8 protein-coding genes are annotated in these 18,990 nt (G+C 43.5%); all 8 read right to left on the bottom strand.

Annotated elements, in window-relative coordinates; all coding sequences use genetic code 11:
- Window positions 1-37 precede the first annotated feature (37 nt).
- The 8 genes from bglX to B0O44_RS09215 all read right to left on the bottom strand — a co-directional run bounded on the left by bglX (window position 38) and on the right by B0O44_RS09215 (window position 18,936).
- Entirely contained in the window at window positions 38-2,281 is a 2,244-nt protein-coding gene (gene bglX / locus B0O44_RS09250; protein ID WP_110829553.1) for a beta-glucosidase BglX, read from the bottom strand.
- 32 nt (window positions 2,282-2,313) lie between these two features.
- Window positions 2,314-3,270 carry a glycoside hydrolase family 26 protein gene (locus B0O44_RS09245; protein ID WP_110829552.1) on the bottom strand — a complete coding sequence of 319 codons (957 nt, stop codon included), beginning with the start codon at window positions 3,268-3,270 and terminating at the stop codon, window positions 2,314-2,316.
- Between the two features lie 33 nt (window positions 3,271-3,303).
- Window positions 3,304-4,581 carry a DUF1735 domain-containing protein gene (locus B0O44_RS09240; protein WP_110829550.1) on the bottom strand — a complete coding sequence of 426 codons (1,278 nt, stop codon included), beginning with the start codon at window positions 4,579-4,581 and terminating at the stop codon, window positions 3,304-3,306.
- Window positions 4,582-4,605: 24 nt separating this feature from the next.
- Window positions 4,606-6,321 (bottom strand): RagB/SusD family nutrient uptake outer membrane protein, encoded by a 1,716-nt coding sequence (locus B0O44_RS09235; RefSeq protein ID WP_110829548.1) that lies wholly within the window; start codon window positions 6,319-6,321, stop codon window positions 4,606-4,608.
- Between the two features lie 11 nt (window positions 6,322-6,332).
- Window positions 6,333-9,221 carry a SusC/RagA family TonB-linked outer membrane protein gene (locus tag B0O44_RS09230; RefSeq protein WP_170123296.1) on the bottom strand — a complete coding sequence of 963 codons (2,889 nt, stop codon included), beginning with the start codon at window positions 9,219-9,221 and terminating at the stop codon, window positions 6,333-6,335.
- Between the two features lie 49 nt (window positions 9,222-9,270).
- Complete coding sequence (locus tag B0O44_RS09225; protein WP_110829545.1) at window positions 9,271-11,046, bottom strand: RagB/SusD family nutrient uptake outer membrane protein; 1,776 nt, start codon at window positions 11,044-11,046, stop codon at window positions 9,271-9,273.
- 14 nt (window positions 11,047-11,060) lie between these two features.
- Window positions 11,061-14,321: a SusC/RagA family TonB-linked outer membrane protein gene (locus tag B0O44_RS09220; protein ID WP_170123295.1), complete on the bottom strand. Its 3,261-nt coding sequence runs from the start codon at window positions 14,319-14,321 to the stop codon at window positions 11,061-11,063.
- Between the two features lie 502 nt (window positions 14,322-14,823).
- A complete protein-coding gene (locus tag B0O44_RS09215) occupies window positions 14,824-18,936 on the bottom strand; it encodes a hybrid sensor histidine kinase/response regulator transcription factor (RefSeq protein ID WP_110829542.1) in 4,113 nt (1,370 codons plus the stop codon).
- Between the last annotated feature and the right edge of the window lie 54 nt (window positions 18,937-18,990).

The following is an 18,990-nucleotide window of genomic DNA, read 5'->3' as shown; positions in this document are numbered from 1 at the left end:
TTAAAGAGACCCCGCTTTAAACAAAAGCGAACTCAAATTATTTCAGTTCAAAACTTTGTTCAAGTACCTCCTGCGAATTTCCCCCCACAAACACTTTAAAGCGCCCAGGTTCTAAAACCGGATTACCTTCTGCATTGTAATAGGAAAGCTCCTGGTCTCCAAGTGTAAACACGAGTGTTTTTTGTTCTCCTTTTTTCAACAGTACCTTTTGAAAAGCCTTCAGCTCTTTTACCGGCCGGACGATATTCGCAACGACATCCTGAATATAAAGTTGAACCACCTCTTCACCATCATAAGCACCATCGTTGCTTAAAGTTACCTTTACCTGCAAAGCTTTGCCGCGCTGTTTTACGTTGCTGCTCAAAGACAGGTTGCCATAAGAAAAATGGGTATAACTTAAGCCATAACCAAATGGATACAGTGGCTTATTGGGAATATCCCTGTAGCGGCTGTACCAGTTGCCCTGACCATCGGTTGTGCTTGGTCTGCCCGTATTAAAATGATTGTAATAAACCGGTATTTGTCCTACAGCATAAGGAAAACTCAATACTGTTTTCCCGGAAGGATTTTCATCTCCGGCTAAAATCTGTGCGACGGCATTGCCATTTTCAGTACCCAATATCCAGGTATACAAGATCGCATCACTAAGGTCCTGGATCGGTGTAAGAACCAGCGGGCGCCCGGCAGAAACGACGGTGATGATTTGTTTTCCCGTTTTCTTTAATGCTTTTAGCAAAGCAATCTGCCCCTCTGGTATTTCCGGATAAGCAAGTGAACGGTCTTCTCCCGCCAGTTTTCCGGAAAGGCCAATATTCAGGACCACAACATCGGCCGATGCCGCATTGGCAACCGCTTCATTGATCAGGTGCTCATTTGTACTTGCATCTGCCCGGTATCCATCGCTGTAGCTGATTTTATTTTCTCCAAAGCGCCGCATCATGCCTTCGTAAAGAGAAACCGCCTGACTTGAATCACCTTGCGCCACCCAAAAGTCAAACAGATCATTTTTGCTCCTGGCGTAAAAACCAATTAAGGCAATCTTTTTAGAATTTACATTTAAGGGCAATGTCTGCTGGTTATTTTTTAGCAGGACCACCGAACGCTTAGCCGCCTTTAAAGCCTGTTGTCTGTTCTCCTCTGTAAATAAACTGGCCGATTCCCGCTTTGGATCAGTGAAACGATGCTGGCCATCAAACAAACCCAATTTAAATTTGTAATATAAAATGCGGCCTACTGCCTCATCCAGTTCGGCCATTTTTATTTTGCCTTCTTTAATCAATAAAGGAATGTATTCCACCATCGCCTGGGTTTCCATATCCATCATCGATCCGGCTGAAAAAGCCTTATAGGCCACATCTTTTTGATCAGATGCATAACCCCAGTTGATCATTTCTCCGAATGAATTCCAATCGCTCACCAAAAAACCTTTAAAACCCCACTTCTTTTTTAAAACATCGGTTACTAAATATTTGCTGGCACTTACCGGAGTACCTTCAAAGGTATTAAAACCGTTCATCACGGTAGCCGCACCAGCCTCTATAGCAGCTTTAAACGGGGGCAAGTATTTATTCCAAAGCTCAACCCGCGACATATCGGTACGGTTGTATTCTTTTCCAGCCTCTACATTGCCGTAACCTACATAATGTTTTAAGCAGGCCAAAATGTGGTCGGGGTCTAAATTGCCCTGTAAACCTTTTACTCTTGCCGCCGATACCAGGCCACCATACCAGGGATCCTCGCCAATACCTTCCATTACACGCCCCCATCTGGGGTCATTGCTAATGTCGCACATCGGTGCAAAGGTCCAGTGCACACCTGCCGCAGCTGTCTCTTTTGCTGCAATGGCTGCATTGATTTCCATCTGAGGGATATCCCAACTGCAAGCCTCGGCCAGGGGAATGGGAAAGATCGTTTTATAACCATGGATCACATCATATCCGAAAATAACCGGTATGCCCAGACGGCTCTCTTTCAGGGCAATTTCCTGGACAGCCCTGGTGTTAGTAGCACCAACTACATTGAGCATAGACCCCACTTTCCCCTCTTTTATCAGTTTTATTTTCGATTGCCAGCCTGCATTGCCTGAGGAAGGGCCAGTGAGCAGATCGCCGACAATTTGATTCAGCTGCCCTGCTTTCTCTTCCACAGTCATGCGTTGTAATAAATCTTTAACGCGCGCTTCAACGGGCAAAGACGCATTTTTGTAAGGAACCTTTGTTTGCGCCCCAGCCAGGGTATACACAAAACTTAAAAAAAATAAAAAGGATAAAATCTGTCTCATCGTACTAATTATTAAGGGTTTCAGCATTTATATTATCTACCCAGGTTTCCCAGTGCCGGATCGTATTGAACAAATGGCTTGGCGATGCCCGCTTTAAAAGCATCGGTACTTTGCGGGCTCACATTAAAACGCCAGTCGGTTTCTTTATCAATATTAAACCAGGTAAAGGACCTGATTTTTGGAAAATCAATGGGCAAACGGGTAAACATGTCATTGATCCAGGCCACCTTGTCGCCACCTGTTGAGGAGCAGCCCATTTCACCGATCATAATTGGCTTTCCCGGATAATTTGTGGTCAGCTGCTGATAAAGCGCATTAAATACACCCGAAAAACTTCTCCAGTTAAAACCTGGTGCCGATGTTCCCCAATTGTAACCATCCATACCAATCCAGTTCACATAGTTATCGCCAGGGTAATAGGATAAAACATCTTGCGGATTTCGGCCTCCGTTACCTGCATTGGGGCACCATACCCATATCGCTTTGGTACCACCTGCTGCAATAACTTTATCGTGAACATATTTGTATACCTTCACATAGGTGGAAGCGGGTACCAGCTTATCATCATATATACTCCATGGGTACCAGTCGCCGTTAAATTCATGGCCAAAGCGCAACAATAAAGGTTTTCCAAATTTGGCCATATCCCCGCCAAATTTTTCAAGGTAACTGTCGTACTGGCCACTAAGAATTTTTGTAATGTCAATGCGCGGTTCCCAGGTCACATAGGGCATAGATCCAAGTTGAGCTGTATTCCTGCAAAAATCCATTGGAAAATCGCCAAAGTCCATAAACATCATGACCGTACTGGGCAATTTTCCCAAATTGGTGTAAAAGGAAGAGGGCAATCCCGGAGTATCGTCAAAAATACCCCAAAACACCGGGTTTACCGGATTTTCATTGGGTTCTGGCTTCACGGATGAACCATTTGTTTTACTACAGGAAAGGAGCAGTGCAAATGCAACAATTGCAATTAAGTATTTATTCACATTTATATATTTAAGTTAAAAAAACGGATCTTCTTATTTTACAAACAACACATCATCGAAATACAGCAGCTGGGCCCCGTTTTCCGGAACAATCCAGCCAAGAAGCTGGAAGCTATTTCCTTTTGACCAAAGATTTAAGGTATTTAAGGGCAGTTTAACATAGGTCCATACATTTTTCGGGACCAGTATCGGCGTACTCCTGTCGGTATTGCCGTAATCTGTGATCCTGCCGCTGCCAGACAGATAAATCGTATGGTCATTCCCATCACCCTTTACCCAAAAGGTCAGGTATTTATAATCAGCGTTAAAAACAAATCCTGGCCCGTAATTCGCAATACCGCCAACGGCAAAGTCATTATAACTGATTTTTAAAGAAGTTTGGCCTCTTTTGGAAACATCCGTAGAAGGCGTAATCGGAGCCCACCATGCCGCTTCATAACCCGGAGCATAACCTTCAGTAAAAATAGGAACAGTATTGTTGAGGTTTACAAATTCAAAACTGGTGCTTACCGGAGCTGTCGGATTAATGATGTCCAGGGCACTCCGTATAAAACCCGCATCGGGTGTTGGTAAGGTAATGCCTATGGAATCTGCGGATATAAAACGAATAGGTAAAGGAGCGGAAGAGCCTTTAAAAGATATCCTTGATACTTTTTGCAGGTTAGCCCCATAAATGGTTACCCGCTCTCCCCCACTGAAATTATATTCAGAAGCACCGTTAATAACCGGATATCCAATCAGTTTGTCCGAAAACACATAATCAATAATGGTGGTGCTTTTAGCCACATCCAGTTCATATTTGGAAGGGTTGGCAATCTTCACGGCGAGCAACAAATGTTTTCCCGAAAAAACATCGCGGTTTTGAATCAATTGTTGAATGTCCAGTGATAAACTGAAGGAAGCCGATCCGCTGGCCGGCACTTCCAATTTAGAAGGAAGCCGGTAAACCGAGGCGGGCATCAGCATATAATCCGTTCCATAGGCACCCGAAGCAAGTAATTTCTGAACGGTGTCGGTATTTACAGCAATATCTACACTAAATGCCCCTGTATTTGTTCCCGACAAAGCGGCGCCCAACAGCACATTTATCTTTTTAGCGATGGTATCGAGCTGATAATTGGCACTCGTAGGGCTGCTGTTACTGGCAAAGCCCGGAACCGAGTAAACCGATTTCCCGGTATTGAAGCTTTGTGGCATATAAATTTTTGACAATCCATAGTCCAGTTTCGAATCGTCTTTACGACAGGCGCCCATGGCCACCATTACAATGAACAAAAGCAAAATTTTGCTGGTTATATTTTTTAGTTTCATCTGTATAGTTTTACGTTCTTTGAATTACCAGCCTGGGTTTTGCGCCAGACTACCATTGGAAATAGAAATTTCAGACTGTGGAAAAGGGAAGTAATACATTTTTGGACTAACAAATACCCTTTTCTGCACAACCTTCGGCGTGTATAAAAACTGCCCGTTGCTATTTTTAGTGATGGCCACGCCATTTACCGCCTGGTTTTGGACAACCGCAGCATCATTCCACCTGAGCAGGTCCCAGTACCGGTGATCTTCAAAAGCCAGTTCGACTTGTCTCTCGCGTTTTAGGGCATTTCTAAAACCATCCTTACCTGCAGCTATTACCCCAGGCATGCCAACCCCTGGTCTGGCCCGCACCATATTAAGCGCCCCGCGGGCACTCAGGATATAGCCATTGCTGTTGTCGGGACCATAGGCTTCGTTCATGGCCTCACTGTATTCCAGTAAAAGTTCGCCGTAACGGTACACAGGCCAGTTGTGCGGATTGGTAAAATTGTTGATTAGGTCCACATTATCAATTAAGAATTTTTTAAGATAATAACCTGTTTTGCTGGCATTGGTTCTTGTCATGGCATCTGTCCCTGCCGAAGATTGATCTATAGTCCGTCCATTCCAGGTACTGCCATTGGTCACTACAGTAAAACCAAGCCTGGGATCGCGGTTGGCATAAGGATTAGCCGGGTCTGGTGCGGCAGTATATTCATAGGCATCCACCAGGTTTTGTGTTGGGGTAATCCCGGTATTTCCTCCCGGGGTGGCCACAGGATAATTCAACTGCTCCATAGTGCTGCTTGGAAAGTAACGTACAGCAAGAATCGTTTCGCTGCTGGTCAGTGTATTGTTGCCCAGAAAATAATTGCGGTAATTTGCATCCAGATTGTTCTGGCCACCATTAATGTCTGTACGCTGGGCAAAAACGACCGCTTCATTGGCAGCAGCAGCAGCGGCCTGCCATTTAGAAACATCATTGGACGCATTGTGAAGGGGACTTGCTGCATACAGCAATACCCTGGCTTTCAAAGCCAGTGCCGATCCCTTGCTAAATTTACCATCATCGGTGGCAAAACTGGATACCTTCCAGTTGGGCTGGAGGTCGTTTTTGTATTGATCCACTTCGCTCACGATAAAACTAACCACATCTTCAAATGAAGATTGAACAAGGCCCGCTTTTTCCCCGGCTGCATAAGTTTGTTTAACCAGCGGCACCCGGCCATATCTTTTGGCCAGCTCAAAATGAAAATAAGCACGCAATATATGTGCTTCGGCAATAGACCACTTCATTTTCTGTACATCGTTGTGGTACTCATTTTTTGAGGCCGTGGTGATGGTATCCCTGTTTAAAGCCAGGAATTTTTTATAATCCCCTATTTTTCCAAGAAATTCAAAAAAATAATTAGTGCTAAAAATGCCTGCATAGTAATAGTTGTAATAATCATTTGGATTATTGAACTGGTTCCAGCTGCCCTCGTTAAAAGTATAAACGCTACCGTAATTGTTTGTTTGTACAGCCTCGTCGGTAACCGGTGCCATCAGGTTGCCATCCAGGATCTGAAATTCATTGTAATTTTGCAGGTAGGCATAAGGTGCATTGGCCAGCTTGATCAGGTTTTTATAATCCTGATATAAGTTTTCTGGTGTAGGCTGGGTATCTAATTTTGTATCTAAAAAGCTTTTGCGACAGCTGGTCTGGCTAAACATTAGCCCAACAGCCACCAATACTATATTTATATGTTTCAGGTTCATAAAAAATTTCTTTAAAAGGTTAATGAAATACCCGTGTCGTACGATTTAATGGCCGGATAACCAGATGGTGTTTCCGGGTCCATACGGTACTGTTTATAGAAAGCCGACCAAAGCACTGGGTTCACCGCGCTGATAAACACCCTAAGTCTGCTCATTCCCATTTTTTTCGCCATAACGGCCGGTAAATTATAACCCAGCTGTATGTTCCTGAGTCTTAAAAAATTGGCGCTTTTTATCCAAAATGAAGAAGAAGTATAGTTATTGGCATTGTTTAAAGTGCTCAGACGGGGAAAAGTAGCTGTAGCCCGGGTGTCAATGCCTTGATCAGGGTAATAAGCCCAGGCATTGTTTGCAATTGGATATACCGATGCATTGCCTACAAATGGTACGATTTGCTGTATAATCCCAGCATTTAAAAGATTAATACTAAGGCCGGAGGCCCCTTGAAATAAGGCCGACAAATCGAATCCCTTGTAACTCAGCTGCAGATTAAAAGAATAATACAAATTCGGATAAGCCGGGTTGCCAATTGCTGTTCTGTCGTTGTTGTCGATCACATTGTTATTGTCTAAATCCTTATATTTAATATCCCCGGGCTGGACTGCACCAAAACTGGGTTTGGCAAGCCCCGCTTTTAAGGTGCCATCGGGGTTAAAATCAGTAACATCATAGAAACCAATAGCGGTAAGTCCTATCGGGGTGCCCCAGGCCAAACCGGTACTATTTGTAAAACTGTTTTTATTCGGGATTTCAGACATAAAATCAATTCTGTTTTTGGCATAAGTCAGTGTTCCACCTATTCCATAATTCAGCTCACCGATCTTATCGGAATAGTTAAGGCTAATTTCTACACCCTTGTTGGTCATTTTTCCAATGTTTTGTAAAGGCAAAACCCCTAAACCCGTGTACCCATAATATCCCGGCACAAAATTGTTCTGGCCAATAATGCCGCTCCTTTTATCTAAAAACCATTCTGCAGACAGGGAAATTTTGTGCAATAAAGAAAGATCAACACCCACATTGTATTTTGTGCTTTTTTCGGCTGTAATGTTTGCGGCAGCAAGACGGCCCAGGTTTATTCCTCCGTTTACGTTCAGTCCGTTATTGCCCGTATTTAATGCACCGGTATTGTTAAAATATTGCTGAAAAAGATACCTGGAGCTGTAGGTCTGGTCATTACCCGACTGTCCGGCCGATACACGTAACTTTAAAAGATCGATTATTTTATTTTCCTTAAAAAATGGCTCATTGGAAACCAGCCAGCCCAGGGCAAGTGCCGGATAAAAGCTCCAGCGGTTTCCGGGTGCATAGTTATCAGAACCACTATAACCAAAACCCAAATCAGCTGTATATCTGGATTTATAAGTATAATTAAAGCGGCCGGATAAATTTTCAAAATGGTAGTATAACCGGGTTACATCGCCATTGGCATCAGGAAGCAGATCACTTACATAATAATTTACCGCAGCCGAGATGTCATGCGCACCGAATGTACGGTCGTAACCCGAGCTGAGGTTCAATTGTTTCCAGGTTTGCTGACCCCATGGGTCACTTGCACCAAATTGAATGACGGTTTGTTTATCGCTGGTACTTTGTGCCCCCTGGAAATACCGGGCATAGGCGGCTGTTTTCAATTGCCGGATCCTGCTCCAGGTGTTAAAGGATACAGACTGGCTCAGGTAAAAACCAGGCGTAATCAGGCTCAGGTCTTCTTTCAATTGAAAATTGGCCTGCAATGTCCGGTCGTGAAAGGTCCTTATGCCTGTTGCATTGATCTGGGCGACAGGATTATTGGGATATAGCGTCGTACCCGACCAGTTGCCCGTCACATCTTTTACAGGATAGATATTGTTAGGGTAGCTCGCCAAAGTAGCCCAGTAAGCAGCCGATGAATAATCATTGTCACTTACATTCCTGGGATAAGTACGATTTTCAATTCTTCCGCCTAAATCAATTTTAGCTTCAAATATTTTAAAGAATTTAAGATCAACATTAGAGCGGATGTTAAACTTTTGCAACTGCGTATTGCTGCCCAGGTTATTGTTTTTAGTTGCATTATATAATCCGGTCTGGTTCATATAATCTATAAACACCCCATATTTTGCGGCTTCGGCCCCACCCCTAACACTTACATTTGCGTTGGAATACCAGCCACGGTTTTTTAAGGCTTCATTATACCAGTCTACATTAGTACCCGTACCATTTTTATAGGCCTGCATTTGTGTGTCGCTGTAAGCAGGCTGCCAGCTGTACTGGTACCCGTTCAAAGCATATTTATCGTTGCTTACGGCCTGGTTGTACAACCTTGCGTAGTCATAAGATCCATAAGGTTTATTGAGGTGAACAGGTTGCCCGATGCCCGATGTCAATTGAACATTGATGGTGGGCCTTTGCAGACTGCCTCTTTTGGTGGTTACCCAAAGCACCCCATTGGCACCTTTCATACCAAAAGTGGCCAAGGTAACAGGATCTTTTAACAGGCTGATGTTTTCTATTTCTCCGGCCGACATATACTGGAAATACACCGTATAGTCAACCTGAAAACCATCTACAAAAAACACCAGATTAGAATTGTCGTAGGTCCCCTTGCCTCTGAAAGAAAGTGAAGCCTGGTCATTTCCCGGTTCGCCTGAACCCTGAGAAACCATTAAGCCGCCCAGCTGACCATAAAGCGTATTGCTCAGGTTAGGTACCGGAATACGGCCTAAAACGTTTCCCTGCACCGTAGAATAAGAAAGAATTGATCTTGTTTTGGGAATGCGCAAAAGCGGACCAGGTTCCAACTCTACGACTGAGGTATCTTTTTTCGTTTCCGACTGGGCCTGCACACTTATTGCAAAACCCACAGCCCCCAATAGCGTAAAAAGGAATGTTAAATATATATTACAATACTTTTTCATATTCATCCTATAAAAGTGATTTGTTTCTGTTTTTGAATGAGCTTGACATTTAGTACCCTGGATTCTGAACCAGGTAACCTTTGTTGACTTCGGATTGCGGGAATGGGTTCAGGTATTGTCTCACATGCCAGTAGCCGTTGTATTTTACCGAGTTGCCATAGTTTTGATTACCGCTGATCAATGCATCACCGCCATTATTAAACGTAAGGAACCGGATAGGCCCGCCAATGATACCTTTGTCAATACCAGGATCTTTCCAATGTTTTAAATCGTGCAGCCTGTATTTTTCCATCATGAATTCTGTGGCCCATTCCCGGTGAATGATCTGCCTCAGTTTTGTCTGGTCCATCTCTGTAATGGGGCGAAGGCCGGCACGCTCGTGTATTTTATTCAGACGCTGCAAGGCCTGCCCGGGCTGCCCGCTTTCATTATAAGCCTCGGCCGAACTGAGGTAATAAGCAGCTAAACGAAACAAAGGAAAATCAAACCAGGGGCGGCTACCGGCATGGTAATAAAATTTTGTAGGTTGCCCTGCACCAAAATTGTTTACATCCTTCAGGTGTTGGCTCATGTTCCAGCCCTGGTCACCTGGATTATTTGCAGCCTGCATTTCATATCCATTGAAGTCGGCCTGAAAACGAGGTTCCATTTCCAGAAATTTGCGCTTATACTCTGTAAAGGGGGCCAGTTCCCCTACGCCTGGCCAGCTTTGCTCGGTCCCATCGGCCTTATAATAGTTTTCCAGCATGCTTGTGGCCAATACACTGCCATTGGCCTGCCAGTTGTAATTAAACCCATATACATTAAATATATTATAAGGGCCATTACCACTCCCACTGCTCACCTGCTGCTTAAAAGCAAGGATCACCTCGCGGTTACTTGGTGTGGAAGTTGCTGTTCCATAGTCATCCAGTGGATGTCCGGTATTGATGATCCCCAAACCGCCTGGGCCTTCAGCTTCCTGTATAACCGCTTCTGAAGCGGCCAAAGCTTTGGTCCACAAAGCGGCATCAAAGCTGCCAAGACAGATCATGTTGTTATTTGCACCCAGCCCCATATAAGGAGTTGCCGTATTAAACAACGGACGTGCAGCATACAGAAGCGTTTTGGCTTTAATGGCCAGGGCTGCAGCTTTTGTCATTCTGCCGAGTGAGTTGGCCGGCCATACAGATGGAAGTACCGCGGCCGACCGGTCGCACCATAAAACAATACTATCCAGTGTTGATTTCAACGACGCCCTGGGTATGGCCAGGGAGGGCAAATCATTGGGCGCACCTGTAGAAAAGCTTTTTGAAACAATAGGCACCCCGCCATACATAATAAACATTTGCGAATACCTGTAGGCAACAATCGCCTGCATTTCCGCTTTAACAATCGCTTTATCGCCTGCGGACATGTCGGGTACTTTATCTATATTTTCTTTGACCAGGTAGGCTTTACGGATACAAGTAAAATTGTCATTGTAACCGCTCATGTCTTCAGAAGTGAAGGCATTGGCAGACAATCCGCTGCCGAGTATTGCGGTGTTACAAATACTTCCGCTATTGTTATCCCCCTGGCGCCAAAAAGCCTGACTACCTGCAAGCTGATCATCTGTCCAGGGCGCATAAAGCCTGCCGTCCCAATTCAGGCCCTGTCGTAAACAGGCAAAATAAGCACCCGCTATCGCATTGTATGCCGTGCTGGAACGGGCAAAAACAGAATCTACCGTCGGGTTTCCTCCGGGAGGGACCTGTAAAAAATCCTTTTTGCAGGACGAGGTAAAAACCACTGCAAATACAAACATTAATACGGTTGCAAACCAGGTTAATTTCTTAGTATTCATAATCTATATCTTGATTAGAAGGATACGTTTAATCCTAAATTGTACGTTTTGGTTAATGGGAAAATGTAAGGGCCATTCGCGTTAGCAGATTCCGGGTCTATACCTTTTAACAGTTTGGTCCAGGTCAATAAATTATTGCCCGTTGCTGTAAGGGTAATGCCGGTTATCCCAAGCCGCCTTTGCAGGTGCTCACTTTTAAAAGTGTAAGCAATACTTGCATTTTTAAGCCTTACAAAATCGGTGGATTGTAACCAAAAGGTACTCAACTCACCCGCAGATGCAGCGGAAGGCTTACCAATGTCATTAAATGCAGGATACGTAATTTTTTCCCCGTTGTTGTACTTTTCCTGTGTCCAGCGGCCCTGGGTTGCGGCCTGAATTAGCGCACCATTGGCGTAAACCGTATTCAAGGTATTATAGGATCCTTTAGCCGTTCCGATAAAAAGGGCCGAAACATCAAATCCTTTGTAAGAAAAGCCAACCCTCCAGTTGTACTGAATTAATGGGAAGGAGGGATAACCTATGGGAACCCTGTCCTGATCGTTAATGACCCCATCTCCGTTAATGTCGCGGTAGCGGAGATCCCCCAGCTCTGTTTTGGCCTGATAAAGCGGCCGGTTTGCCAGTTCTTCTTTGGTATTGTAAAAACCATCGGCAATCAGTCCTTTTGGCTGGCCAATCATAAAGCCTGTTTGGTCCATCCAGGGATAAGGAAAAGGTGCCTCCGCCATATAATCAATTTTATTTCTTGCATAAGAAAAGGAACCCTTTACAAAGTAAGTAAAGGCCTGGGTGATCTTGTCATTCCAACCCAATTCGAGTTCTATCCCTTTATTGCTCACCTTTCCGGAATTAGAAACCGGAGTACCCGAAACCCCAAAAGTGGCAGGTATAATACCCGGAATCACCAGAATATTGTTTCTCTTTTCACTAAAATAAGCACCTGAAAAACTCAGCCTGTTGCTTAAAAAATTCAGGTCCAGCTGCAGGTTCATCTTTTTTGCCCTTTCCCAGGTCACCAAAGGATTACCAAGAGAAGATTCCGCAGCGCCTGGGATGGCCGGATTTGTACTCGAACCATCTGTATTGCCAAAATAATACTGGCCACCACCATTCAGGGTCCAGGAATTGTCTAGGTATAAATAGCGCCTGGCCCTTCCATCAGAGGAAATCTGGTCATTACCTACCTCACCATAAGAACCGCGAAGTTTCGCGAAACTGATCCATTTGTTTTGTTTAAAAAACGGTTCATTAGAAATAATCCAACCTGCTGCTACTGCAGGAAAGAACCCAAACCGTTTTCCTGGCGCAAAATTTTCGGTTCCATTGTAACCCACACTACCTTCCAGTAAATAACGCTCCTTAAAATTATAGGTCGCACGCCCCACCAGTCCCATTAAACCCGAAGGCGTATTAAATGGCAGGTCGCGGTCTACATACTTTTGCGCATTACCCAAAATAAGGGCAGTTACATAATGAGACCCAAAACTGCGTGCATAATCAAAACCGCCTTCGAAATAAGTTTTTCGCCAGCCCGACAGGTATTTATAATCTTCATAGCTGTAGTTGGTCCCTACAGTTCCACCGATGTAATTAATGTTGTTTGGGTTAACAGGGTCTCTGTAAGCGATATAAGTGGGTATCGATTGAAAGACATTAAAGCCCTTGGTATAACTGTCATCGTAAGCAACCGTAAAATGGCTGGAAAGACCTTTGGTCAGGTAATCCATGGTGTGTTTTAATACGGCCTGTGTACTTATATTTGTGCCAAAAGCCAAACCATAGCCTTTACCGACCACATTAAGAGGGTCCCAGGTTTGTGTCGGGCGACCCGCATTGCCTCCCCTTTTGCCACCTACAGGATTGGTGGCCGAAAGATCATCCCCTACAAAATACAACACCATTTTTCCATCTACAATGCCGGGTGAAATAAAAGGGGTTTGGTAAATCCTTTGCATCAGGCCCCGGTAGCGTGCGGCCAGGTTACCCGGATCCACATCGGCCCCTACATCATCTTTAGGGTTTGCAAATTTATTTCGTATAAATTGTCCGCTCAGGTTAAAACTCAACTGAAGGTTTTTGACAATATTGATGTCCAGATTATTGCGAAAATTATATCGGGTCTGCTTTGAGCCCACATCAGCTCCGGCAAACTTCGTATAGCCCAATATTCCCGTTTGATCAAAATAACCCACAGAACTGGAATACCTTAATTTTTCCGTTCCACCAGAAACACTAATATTCGACTGTTTTTGCAAACCTGTAGCACTAAACAATGCTTTGTAAAAATCCTGACTGGTATAATATAAAGCAGGGCTGTTTTTCAGGGCCTCCCTTTGTGCAGCGGTCAAATTGGTCATGGCATCGACCTGTGCAGGTGTATAATCCCGGTTGTTTTTAAACTTCCAAAGCTCATCATCCGAGAAAAGAAGATTACTGTTTACGGTAACCCCGCCGGCAATTTCCCTTTTTATAGATTCATTTCTTGCCGACACAAAATCATAAGAATTGGATAAGGGCATTAATGATGTGGGCCTGGTAAAACCCTGGCTCGCTGAAAAATTAAATGTCGGTTTACCTATTTTGCCTCTTTTTGTAGTTACAATAATGACTCCGTTTGCCCCCCTGATTCCATAAACTGCGGTAGCTGAAGCGTCTTTCAGGATACTGATGTTTTCTATATCGTTGGCATCAATGGCGTTGAGCATCATGAAAGGATTCTCGGCCGGTTGTTGGATCCCATCAATAACCACCAGCGCATTGGAGCCATTTAAAGTGGCAGTTCCCCTGATGCGGATACTGGTTGCATTTTGTCCGGGCTCCCCGCTGCTTTGCAATCCCGATAAACCAGGAACAGTACCGACCAGCATATTGGTTACATTGGCAACCGGCGTTTGAACCAAATCTTTACCTGCAATTACACTTACCGAACCGGTAACCGTTGGCATTTTTTGCTTTCCATACCCTACTACTACAACCTGTTCAAGCTGGTTGCTTTCACTGGGCATTAAGATAACCGTAAGTTGCGACTGGTCCCCAACACGGATTTCCTGAGTTGTAAATCCGACATAACTGAACACCAAAACCGCATCGCTGGAAGCACTAACAGAAAACCTGCCCAGGGAATCTGTCCTGAATACATTTTTGGTGTTTTTGATCTGCAGGGTAACCCCCGGAAGTATCCCTCCGCCCTGCTCCTTTACAATACCTTTTATCTGCTTTTGAGCAAATAAGGAAATGGAACTGGTCATCATTAAAAGAAGGATCAGGAACATTCTTTTACAATCTGGCAACCCGTCCCTATTTATATAGAACGATCTCTTATTTTTTTGTACGCATTTCATCATAATTATTTGAAGTTTTATTGCTTTTGAAAGCAACATTTAAATAATAGTCCTGTTAATTAATACGAGGTGTTTTAATTATTCCGGGAAGGATCGATTGGGCTGCTCACCGTATAGCGGTACAGACTGCAGGACAGATGATGGATGCGCGCTCCAAAAAATTGCAGATAATTTTAAGAAGTACTTTTTCTTAAGTAAGTTTTGTTTCATACACGTTTGTTTATATTGGTTTGGTCTTAAATTGACTGAAGCAGCAGCAGTGACTGTGCAAGCCGGAAGTCAATATTAATGTCATCAAAAATAACAGGAAGTGTAACCCCATAGGGTATTCAATTGTCTTTGATTAGGGGATTAAATGTTAACTTAACCTTAAAAAAACAGTTTAAACACCAATAGTAAGCTATAAACTTCCCGAAGCAGGCATGATGATTTTTTAAGAACCGGACTTAAGGTCCAGGTAAGCAGAAGGGGTAACATGATAGACTTCTTTAAAGGATTTTGTAAAATATTTGGGGTTATTAAAGCCTACCGCGTAAGCCACTTCTGAGATATTGATCTGTCCTTTTTCAAGCAGCTGTACCGCACGCTGCATCCGTACGGCACGGATAAACTCGAGGGGGCTTTGCCCGGTAAGGTTAAATAATTTTTTATACAGGGCAGCCCGGCTCATTAACAATTCCTTGCTCATCATTTGCACCGAGAGCTCCGGTTCCGAAATGTTTTTTTCCACAAAGGCCAGTGCTTTTTGAATAAAAATTTCGTCTGCAGATGCCACTTCATTTAACTCTGAAGATTTTACCTTAACCTGTTTCTGATAGGTTTTTTTGAAATTATCTTGTTGGGACAACAGGTTCCTGATTTTGGAAAGCAGAATTTCAAAATTAAAAGGTTTGGTAATGTAGTCATTCGCCCCAGCCTTCAACCCCATAATCTGCTGCTGTTGTGAATTGATCACGGTAAGCAAAATCACCGGGATAAAAGAAGTACGTTTATCTTCCTTTATTTTCTGACAGAGTTCCACCCCGCTCATCTCTGGCATATTGATGTCGGACACCACCAGATCAGGATGTTCTGCTAGGGCTTTTTGCCAGCCGATTTTGCCATTGGGAGCCTCTATAATGTTATAATACGATTTTAGGTTATCTTTAATATAAAACCTAAGGTCGTCGTTATCTTCCACCAGCAGCAGGGTCTTTTTGATGCCCTTGATCCAGGCCTTATCTTCTTTTCTTTCGGTCAGCAGCGGGCCCGGCAAAAGCTCTTGCTTAGGAGCCACAGTTATTTTTTCAACCTCGGTTTCTTCTCCAACAGGTATTAAGGGCAGTAATACGGTAAAACTGCTGCCCTCATTCAGCGCACTTTCTACCCTGATGCTGCCTTCATGCATGAGCACAAATTCACGGGTAATAGACAAACCAATACCACTTCCATGATTAATAATCCGGCCGGGCAATACATTTTGAAAAAACCGTTCAAATATCTTTTCCTGTTTTTCTTTTTCAATTCCAATCCCATTGTCGCTCACCCTTATTTCAACAGCCCGTTCCCCGTTTAGCTGGCCTGCTTTTAGGGATAAACCAATTTGTCCCCCTTCTGGTGTAAACTTAAAGGCATTCGACAACAAATTGAGCAGTACCCTTTCTAATTTATCATGGTCAAACCAGGTAATAAAGGCTTCCCCATCCGTTTGAAAGTTAAATTTGATCCTCTTGTATTCGGCAACATCAGAAAAAGATTCAAACACTTCTTTCGATAAACCTGCAAGGTCACCAACTGATTTAGACAAACGTAGTTCATGTTCTTCCAGTTTACGAAAATCCAGCAACTGGTCGACCATATTTAGCAAACGTTTGGCATTTCGTTGAATCAGTTGAAATTGTTTTTTCTCATCCGTTTGCGCCGACTGCTGAATTAACTTCTCAATGGGTGTAATGATCAGGGACAAAGGCGTTCTGAATTCATGGCTCACGTTGGTAAAAAAATGTATTTTCATGACATCCATTTCATGAATACGCTGTGCTTCCAATCGTTCCTGCTCAAAAGCAAACTTTCCTTTTTCCCTGCGTATAATTCTATGTCTGGCATAAACCAATATCCCTGCAAAAACCAATAAATAACAGACATAGGCCCAGTTTGTTAACCAAAACGGTGGCAATACCCTAACCATCAGTTTTAAGGGCTCGGGGGTCCAGACCCCGTCTTCATTGGCAGCTTTGACCAGTAAAGTATAAGTACCCGGGCTCAAATTGGTAAATGTGGCTTTACGGTCTTTGCTATCCGCACTGAGCCACTCCTCACTAAAGCCTTTGAGCTGGTAAGCATATTTTATTTTCGCGGCATTGCTGTACTCTAATGCTGCAAAAGCAATTGTAAACACATTTTGATTGTATTTTAAGGTAATCTCTTTGGCTGTAGAAATTGCTTCGGGCAAGATGACGTTGTTTTTATACGATTTACCAATTTGAATACTGTTGTTAAAAACCTGTAAATCGGTCAACACCAATTTTGGTACTGGCATTCTTTTTCCAGTTCCCGGGGGCATAAACAAATTAAAGCCATTGGGCCCCCCAAAGACCAGTTCCCCTGCCCTGGTCATTAATGCGGCATCAACATTAAACTGTCTGCCCTGTAGTCCGTCCGTTTCGTCATATATTTTATATTGCAAAACCGGGTCCTGGCTTTCTGCCTTGTTAATCGTGATGTTGCATAAGCCATTGGGCGTACTCAACCACAAATGGTGCTGCTTGTCTTCCAGCAGGGTGAGGATCACATTGTCAGGCAATCCATCTTCTTTCCTGTAAACTTTAAAAGTTTTGGTTTTCTGGTTGTACAGGTTTAACCCATCTCTGGTCGCTATCCAAATCCACCCGCGGCTATCTAAAATAATATCATTTACATTATCATGGCTCAAACTCTTTGCATCTTTTTCCGCATGTACAATGTGCTGTAGATATACCCCCTTGCTATTCCAAATGTCTATACCCGAACTTGTGCCTGTCCAGATATTCCCCTGCTTATCCTCTAAAATGGCCGTTACATTGATGGGATTATTGCCTTCGCGTTTATAACTGACAAACTTATTGTTCTTTCTATCCAACCATTGCAGACCTTCATTTAATGTACCCACCCAAAGGCGCTTCTGGCTGTCTTCAAAAATTTCCCAGACACTGTCATCAGGAATGCTAAAGGGTGCATTTTTATCGTGTTTGTAATGGGTAAATGTTTTCCCGTCGAAGCAGTCCAATCCGCCATAATAGGTACCAATCCATAGTTTATCCGATTGATCAAGAAAAAGATTGACGATCACATTATTAGACAAGCTGTTGTTATTGGCCGGATGATGAAGGTATTGCTGGTACCTGCCTGTTTTTCTGTCAAAATAAATCAATCCCCCGCCATTGGAGCCAATCCACAAATTCCCCTTTTTATCTTCTACAAAGCGGTTAATGTCGTTATAAGGCAAGCTGGAAGGATTGTTCGGCTGATGCTGATGTAAAGGAAACAGGATATTTTTAGGATGAAAAAAATTGATCCCCCTTTTAAAAGTACCCAACCAAATGATGTCCTGATTGTCTTTATAAATGGTATTGACTGCATTTTCACTAAGGCTTTTACTGTCGTTTTCGTTGTTCAACAAGTAAGTAGCAGAAAATGAGGCTTTATCAATAATGTTAACACCCCCATGATCTGTGGCAATCCATATTTTCCCCGTATTGTCCTGCGTAATGCCATTGATGATGTCGTTGTTCAGGTGCAGTCTTCCCGAACTCTGGCTAATCGGTAACACTTTATCGTTATGCGCATTATACCAGCACACACCCTTTATTTTAGCATTTGCGTAGATCCAAAGGTCACCCTGGCTGTCCCCAAAAACTTTATAGTCTGTCTGTTGCTTTCCCAATGTCTTTTGCAGGCCATCGCTCCTGAAAAGAACTTTGCTTCTGGCTACGTCTATCTTTTCCAATACACCATCGGAGTAGATAACCCAGACAGTGTTGTTGTCCCCTATAGTTAGGGCTGTAACCTTATTGGAATACAACTTTAAGGAAGTACCCTGCTCCTTGTACAAAATCGACCTACCGGACGAAGCGTTAAATTTACCAATACCAACACCAGGAAAAACAAACCAAAAATTACCTTGTCTGTCCTGAACTACATCTGTGAAACGCTGTTGTGGAAGATGGATATCCCCTAAAAAACCCAGAATATCGGGACTGAATTGTTCTGTACGCGGATCGTAAATATTCCATCCCCGGGAGGTACTCACCAGCATGGTACGGTTTGGCCCCTGGACAATTTGATTGATATAATCTTCGTCAATCGATTTCAGATCGTTAATCTGGTGCCTGAAAGTTTTAAAATTATAACCATCATACCTGTTCAGGCCCGACATTGTCCCAAACCATACAAATCCGCTTTCGTCTTTAAATATTGCCCTGATTTGGTTATTGGACAGCCCCTGCCTGGTATCAATGGCATTGAACTGGTATTGGATGGCCTGAGCAAAAACCCCTGTAAATTTAGTAAATGACAGGAGGAATATCATGACCAAAATGGCCCGTTTATCTATTCGGTACAATTTGTTGGTTAGGTATAAATT

The sequence above is a fragment of the Pedobacter nutrimenti genome (assembly GCF_003208655.1).
GTDB lineage: Bacteria > Bacteroidota > Bacteroidia > Sphingobacteriales > Sphingobacteriaceae > Pedobacter > Pedobacter nutrimenti.
The sequence above is the reverse complement of the archived record's forward strand: the minus strand, read 5'-3'. Positions and strand labels throughout refer to the sequence as shown.

Excerpts from the sequence above, each read along its gene's own strand:
- B0O44_RS09215 (WP_110829542.1), bottom strand. The coding sequence starts at position 18,936 with ATGATATTCCTCCTGTCATTTACTAAATTTACAGGGGTTTTTGCTCAG.
- B0O44_RS09220 (WP_170123295.1), bottom strand. The coding sequence starts at position 14,321 with ATGTTCCTGATCCTTCTTTTAATGATGACCAGTTCCATTTCCTTATTT.
- B0O44_RS09225 (WP_110829545.1), bottom strand. The coding sequence starts at position 11,046 with ATGAATACTAAGAAATTAACCTGGTTTGCAACCGTATTAATGTTTGTA.
- B0O44_RS09235 (WP_110829548.1), bottom strand. The coding sequence starts at position 6,321 with ATGAACCTGAAACATATAAATATAGTATTGGTGGCTGTTGGGCTAATG.
- B0O44_RS09240 (WP_110829550.1), bottom strand. The coding sequence starts at position 4,581 with ATGAAACTAAAAAATATAACCAGCAAAATTTTGCTTTTGTTCATTGTA.
- B0O44_RS09230 (WP_170123296.1), bottom strand. The coding sequence starts at position 9,221 with ATGAAAAAGTATTGTAATATATATTTAACATTCCTTTTTACGCTATTG.
- bglX (WP_110829553.1), bottom strand. The coding sequence starts at position 2,281 with ATGAGACAGATTTTATCCTTTTTATTTTTTTTAAGTTTTGTGTATACC.